3 protein-coding genes are annotated in these 3850 nt (G+C 69.2%); all 3 read right to left on the minus strand.

Annotated elements, in window-relative coordinates; translation table 11 throughout:
• Positions 1–80 precede the first annotated feature (80 nt).
• Positions 81–1400 (minus strand): S1 family peptidase, encoded by a 1320-nt coding sequence (locus WAW17_RS31470; RefSeq protein ID WP_422336750.1) that lies wholly within the window; start codon positions 1398–1400, stop codon positions 81–83.
• A 116-nt stretch (positions 1401–1516) separates the two neighbouring features.
• On the minus strand, positions 1517–2635 hold the full coding sequence (locus WAW17_RS31475) for a hypothetical protein (protein WP_422336751.1): 1119 nt from the start codon (positions 2633–2635) through the stop codon (positions 1517–1519).
• Positions 2636–2712: 77 nt separating this feature from the next.
• Positions 2713–3850 (minus strand): LuxR C-terminal-related transcriptional regulator (locus WAW17_RS31480; protein ID WP_422336752.1); only part of this gene is annotated, 1138 nt, incomplete at its 5' end.

Consider the following 3850-nt stretch of genomic DNA (forward strand, 5'->3'; position numbering starts at 1 on the left):
ACGCGAGGTAACCCGGCGGAGAAACACGTTTGCCCGGTATCCGCGAGAAGCGAATACCGGGCAAACGGAAGAACCGAGAACTAATCGGCGTTGGTGCGCACCCGCAGTCCGGACCCCGCGGACTCGATGATGTCCACCACCGGGATCCCCAGGCTGGCCGTGCCGCCCTCGGGTGCCAGCACCAGGTTGGCCTCGACGCAGTTGGGTGCGCCGCTGGCGTTGGAACCACTGGTGATACCCAGGGCGAGGGTTCCGGTGACGATTGCGCCGCCGCTGTCACCTGCCAGGGTGCACGCCGTGCCGGCGAACCCATGGATCACGCGACTGCTGCCGTCGGCGACGAACAGTTGGGTTTCGACATTATCCGCTGCCACCACGCCGCAGGTGAATGACGAGGACTGACCCGACTTGCAGATCGGAGCACCGACGACGGGACGGGCGGTGCCGGTGATCTCCAGGGTGGTGCCGTTGGCGCCGCGGATCGCGGGGCGGTTCAATCCGGCCTTCACGCCGGCGTCGTTGAGCTTGATCACCGAGAAGTCCAGCTTGTCTGCAGGGTTGCCCACCGAGGACCGGGAGAACTCGCCGATCTGCGGGCTGTCGTCGACATTCTGATGGTTGGGGAGGAACACGGGGGAGGGCTGTCCCTCCGCGGGGTTGCAATGGCCTGCGCTGATGTTGACGGCCTGCCCGCCACCGTCGACGCCGTTGAAGCCCAGCGAGCAGACGGTGATCTCCGACAGCGGCGTCTCGCGCAGTGCGCCCGCCGTGGTGATGTAGGTGTCGCCGCCGAGCGGGCCCTTTTCCACCGGACCGCCACCACCGGGGCTGAGCATCACTTTCACGTTGGCGAGCAGGGTCGGCAGGTTGAGGGCCCGGCCGACGGGGCTGTTCACGACGTCGATCACGACGCGGTTGTCGAGCACGTCGATCGACGCGGAGTTCACCTGGGACGCGACATCCTTCGGGAGCCCGGCGATCCAGCCGTTCACATCGGACAAAGTCTTTTCCAGGCCATCGGCGGAGACCGGCGCCAGACGGGTCGTGTACCCGTCCTGGGCTGCCTCTTCTGCGGCCTCGGACGAGGTGACCGCGACGACAGCCTGACCGTCGAGCCCGATCCAGGCGCCGGCGAAGTCGTCCGGGCGCTGCGCACGGAAGTCCTCGGCGTAGCTGCCCAGTTTCTGCGCCTTCGCCGCACGGTCGAGGTACTCCTGCGGGCTGATCTTCAGGTCGCGGGTGATCGCTTCGATCAGCTCGGCGGGGAGCTTGTCGGCGCTGAGCTGGGTGGTGTCCTCCTGCGTAACAGGATCGGCCTGGGCGGCAGTGGAAAACGGGAACAGAAGAAGCATTGCCGAGGCGCCTACAACAGCGGCGCGGTGCGCCAGCACGTTACGCATGAAATCCCTTCGGGGGGTATATCGGTATCAGCGCCCCACCTTAAGCTACGAACGGGTAGGTGCGCCGACGAGGTGCGATCTATGACTTGATTGCCCGTTCTTCACGGAGCGCGCATTCACCCGTCGGACTCGACGGTGGTGGTCGTCGACGCGTCGGTTTCGGTCGCAGTGGTGGTCGTCTTCGCCGTCGTGGTGGTTGTGGTCGCCTTCGGTGTCGTGGTCTCGACAACGGTGGTGGTCGGCGGAATCGTGATGGTCACCGTCGTCGTTGTCGCCGGGGGCGTCGAAGGTGCCACCGTGGTGGTCTGCACCGGACGGGGCGGCGGCGCTGCGGGGCGCGGCGGCGGCGCGATCACGGTGGTGGTCGCCGGGGCGGCAGTGGTCGATCGGACCGTCGTTGTCGGCGAAAGCCGGGTGGTGGGAGCCGTGGTGGTCCCGGTCCGCGCGTCCTGGACGACGGGAACGGCGGTACCGGCGGAATCGGTGAGCACGAAAGCCAGCAGGCCGCCGGCCACCAGGATCGCGGCGGCGGCACCGGCGATGTAGAGCGGACGGCGGTTGGTGCTGCCGGTTCCCCCGGTTCCGTCGGTTCCGTCGGTTCCGTTGGTTCCGTCGGCGGGGGCAACCGGGCTCGGAGATGCCGGCGGAGTCGCGGCCGGTTCCGCTATCGCGGAATACGCGGTGTGCACCGGAGGCACGACGACGGGAATCGACTCGGTGTCGGCCTGGGTGTCGTCGTGGGTGAGTGTCAGCCCCGCCGCCAGCAGTGCGGCGCCGTGCGTCGCGGAAGTCGGTACTGCGGAATCGGGTACCGCGGCCAGCGCCGCCGACTCGGGGACCAGTGCCGCCTCGTTCAGTCCCATGTAGTCGAGCGACTCGCGCAGCTTCGTGACGTACTCGGGAGACCAGTCCGACGGGTGGGTGGCGGTCACCTTCACCGCCCCCGACAGTCCCTCGGCAGCCTCCCGGAACAGGCAGAACATCGCGGTCGCGACGAGGTCTTCGGCACGGGTCAGGGTTCCGGCATATTCGATGCCGGCAGGTTCACCGACCCGGGCCAGGAAGTTGCGGACGGAACCGGCAGGCTCGGGCCCGGGATCGCCCAGCTGCACGGTCCCGTCCGGAGCGGCGAACAGGACGGACGGGTGTTCGATGGTCCGCACATCCGCACCGGTGGTCACCACCACCGCGGTGGAAATCGAATCGCCGACCGTCAATCCGACTCCGGTGGTCATCACAGATCCTTACTGGGGCGATCGACTGGGTGCGGGCACGTCACGCTGACAGTGTGTCGCGGGGCCGATGAAGAAAGTTACACGGGGCTGACGGAAGCGGACTGCCCGTGGCCCATCGCGCGCAGCATCGCCAGCAACTCCGAGCGGGATTCGGCCCCGAGGCGCCTCCGGATGCGCGCCACATGGTGTTCGATCGTCTTGGCCGAAATGTAGAGACGAGAACCGATCTCCCGGTACGTCAGCCCCTGGACGAGAAGTTCCGCCACCTCGGCTTCGCGATCGGTGAGCGTCCCGGGCCCGGCCGGTGCGACGGGCCCGGCGGACTCGGAGCCGGCGCCGGGAGATGCCGGTTGCCGCAGGGCCCTGGCCACCTGCAGCAGAGCGGTCGCCACCCGGGTGTCGGAGGCGCGCAGCGCGGCCTCCCCGGCGAGTCTGGCCCCGTCCCACGGCAGGCCGATCCGGTCCAGGGTGCGGGCCGCCGCCTCGACGCCGGCGGCATCGATTTCACCCTGCAGCACCAGCAGCCAGGCCCGTCCCGCTGCCGCGAGTGCCGCGGCGTACGTGCTGACCTTGGCGGCGTCACCGAGGGCCCGGGCGTGCGGCAGTAGATCGGCTGGGCTTTCGCCGAGGATCGAGGCCTGCACCCCGTACCAGTGCAGTGCCGGCCCCCACGACATCGGTTCGCCGAGGGTGCGCAGCAACGCCTGCGCGTCCTGCACGAGATGGTCGATGCGGGCCGACTCGCCCAGCCGGACGGCCGTCAGCCACAGTTCGCCGAGCGGCAGGAGACTCAGAAGATCCACGGCGTATTCGGCGAGCACCCCCTGGGCGCCGGCCCAGGCCTGCACAAGCGCCGCGTTGTCGCCGGTGCGCCGGGCCAGACCGACCCGCAGGCCGTGGACGAACAGCAGATCGCGCTGCGACATCGTGTCGATGTCCAGGGAATCGAGCCGGGACTGCGCGGGTGGCAGGTCGCCCCGGACCATCGACACCCACGCGGACAACAGCTGGTGCCGGTTCGCGGTGACGCTGCCGGGCTGATCGCTCTCGCACGCCCGGGCCAGCACCGACTCCGCGTGGGTGAGCTCACCGCAGTGCAGGGCGAGGAGGGCGGTGATTGCGGCCGGAGAATCGGGAAGAATCCGGGGCCGGGCCGCACGCCCGGGCAGTGACAGCGCACGCGTCAGCGAGTTCAGGGCCGCGTTGGGGGACGCG

This window comes from Rhodococcus sp. (in: high G+C Gram-positive bacteria), assembly GCF_049286785.1.
GTDB lineage: Bacteria > Actinomycetota > Actinomycetes > Mycobacteriales > Mycobacteriaceae > Rhodococcus_F.